The sequence below is a fragment of the Coriobacteriia bacterium genome (genome assembly GCA_034370385.1).
In the GTDB taxonomy this organism is placed as follows: domain Bacteria; phylum Actinomycetota; class Coriobacteriia; order Anaerosomatales; family PHET01; genus JAXMKZ01.
The window spans coordinates 1-2296 of record JAXMKZ010000012.1; the positions used below are offsets into that span (position 1 = coordinate 1).

The following is a 2296-nucleotide window of genomic DNA, read 5'->3' on the forward strand; positions in this document are numbered from 1 at the left end:
TGCGCAAACAGGCTCCGAAACGCGCCAAGAAATTGACCTGAAGCCGATCACTCTGGTACTGCTGACCAAGACACGCGTCGCTTCGCTCCGGAAGTGATCGCCTTCGGCGGAATCGGTGTCCAAGGTGAGCGGAATCCGCAGTCCGCTCGTGGACCAACTCGATGCAGTACATGTACAAGGTGCTCAACACCGCCGAGATCCCCGACGGCTGCGGCGTCGCCATCGAGTTCGGCGTCCCCTACACCTCGAGCCGCATCGACTTCCTGCTCACCGGCCGAGCAGGCGGTATCGCCGATTCCCCCGCCACCGAAGGCCATGTGGTTGCCACTAGTCGAACTCAAAGTCCCTGATCACTTCGGCAATGGCCTCTGCGACCTTCTGCCGGCCGTCCGGACTCTCGAGGAACGCGCGATCGGCGGCGTTGTCGCCCACTTCGAGTAGGCACCGATACTCCGCATGATTCCGCACCTTCTCGAGACTGTAGATCCGGACCTCTCTGACGCCGCGGTTGTCCATTTCTAGCCGCGCTGACAGACCCTTCACCAGCGCTTTGCACAACGCCTTGCTCTTGCGGTCGGAGCCCATGCACTCCCCCAGGATGCCGCTTGGCGCTCCGCCGTCATTGTGGATTGCGATGAAGACATCAGCATTCGCTCGATTTGCCAGTTTGACTTCTCGGTCGAAGGCCTTCGTGTTGGTCGGATGAGGACGGTAGTTGTTTGTGCCAGTTAGTCCGTGTTTCGTGTCCCAAGCTTTGACGTGCTCAAACTCCGTCAGCTCGTCAATCGCGCGGTCCGCTATATCGCCACAGATGTGGTACTCCTTCCAGCCGGCACCGCCCGTGTCCGCCTGATGAGAAGGCTGCCAAGCAATCACGACCTCCCGGGTCTCACGTGCGGTAGGAATTCCCGCAGCAACAACACGAGTCGCGGGCACCGCCGACGAGTCCTCATTGGTAGGGGTTGCGACTGCTGACCCCATGCCGCGGGATGCTTCTTCAATTGCCGTGCTCTCGCCACGTGATTATCCGCGCGTCCTCGATGGTTCGTAGGACGGATCGCACGAAGTCACCGAGAGCGAACCTCCAGCCAGCAGAAGCATGAGCCACACTGTGGCGTGGTCGTGGCCCCTTAGCCGCCTGCTCCGCAACCGACGGGGCCTGCCTCCTGTTGCGGAAGCCTCGCCAATCCCAGTACCCTGCGGCATAACGCGTCCTCCTAGGGCGTCGAGGGCGGTGAGTACGAGCTGAGCGCACCCAGCAACTCGACCTTCATCTCCTTCGTGCCAAGTTCCGCCTGAAGCGCGCGCCACTCCTCAATCCTGTGGTCGATAGCGTAGTCCGAGATCTGCTCATAGGAATCCGCGCGTCGTGTCGCAATCTCGTAGATCGCCAGTAGCTGATCCCTGTCGGAGACGTATGCTGGCGACACCTGCAGCTCCTCCAGTTGCAGCTTCGCCGCGCGGAACAGCTCGGTGTACTCGGCCGCCTCGTCGGCGAGGGCACGGCGCTGAGTGGGACTGCCGGTAATCATCGGCCCGAAATTGTCTCTGAGCCACCCGTAGGCGGGCACCGTATCGTCGGACTGGGGCGGGCCGTATGCCTCGTTGAGTTCCGAGAAGGTACTCCAGGAGTCCGTAAGCGCTTGGTAGCTCCCGTCATCACTGAGAGGGCCTGGCTCTTCGATCTCGGACGCATCAGCGGCTGGGTCTTCCGCGCTCGCTTCGCCACCCACGGTGTCGCCGTTGTCGTTATTCAGGGCCAGCTGCTCCTGACCTGCCGTATCCGCGCTTGAGTCCATCACGACCGATGCAAATGCCAAGACCAGCATGATAGCCAGCATCGCACCACCGATAACCAGTAGCTGCCTCTTCTTCGGGGGCGTCGTCTTGGGCGGCCCAACCTCAGCCGCAGGCGATACGCTGTCCGAGAGCGCTTGGTGAGGCGACACGGCAGCCACAATCGGCATCGCTCCCGAGTCAGCGGCCGCGGGGAAGGTCGGCCGGAAGATGTCGCTCGATGGTGGCGGCGGACGCAGTACGAAACCCGCTCCCGACGAATTGCTTGCTGCGCTACCCGGCCGTTGCGTTGCAGGAGAATCGGTGGCGGTGGGAGGCGCCGAGCCACCGCGCGTCATTCGCTCGGCTGTCTCGGTGAAGATGTGGATTCCGGTCGAAGTCGAACAGCATTCCGGTGCAAGTCGAACACCGTAACGCCGCAAGTCGAACACTCCAACGGTCGAAGTCGAACACCGTAACGGTGGCAAGCCGAACACTTTTCGGCCCCTGACCGTAATCG

General features: G+C 62.1%; 3 protein-coding genes. 1 reads left to right on the top strand and 2 read right to left on the bottom strand.

All coding sequences use genetic code 11. From position 1 onward, the window contains the following. The first annotated feature begins 161 nt into the window (after window positions 1–161). A complete protein-coding gene (locus U1E26_04000) occupies window positions 162–350 on the top strand; it encodes a hypothetical protein (protein ID MDZ4168804.1) in 189 nt (62 codons plus the stop codon). Here U1E26_04000 and U1E26_04005 read toward each other — a convergent pair. Both U1E26_04005 and U1E26_04010 read right to left on the bottom strand, forming a co-directional pair. Beyond that, the gene (locus tag U1E26_04005; GenBank protein MDZ4168805.1) at window positions 328–981 is read right to left on the bottom strand and encodes an N-acetylmuramoyl-L-alanine amidase; all 654 of its coding nucleotides are present in this window, start codon (window positions 979–981) and stop codon (window positions 328–330) included. The two genes, U1E26_04000 and U1E26_04005, sit on opposite strands and share 23 nt — an antisense overlap. Before the next feature lie 236 nt (window positions 982–1217). Further along, complete coding sequence (locus U1E26_04010) at window positions 1218–1949, bottom strand: hypothetical protein (GenBank protein ID MDZ4168806.1); 732 nt, start codon at window positions 1947–1949, stop codon at window positions 1218–1220. Window positions 1950–2296: the final 347 nt, after the last annotated feature.

Coding starts and splice junctions, on each gene's coding strand:
- U1E26_04000 (MDZ4168804.1), top strand. CDS start 162: ATGCAGTACATGTACAAGGTGCTCAACACCGCCGAGATCCCCGACGGC.
- U1E26_04005 (MDZ4168805.1), bottom strand. CDS start 981: ATGGGGTCAGCAGTCGCAACCCCTACCAATGAGGACTCGTCGGCGGTG.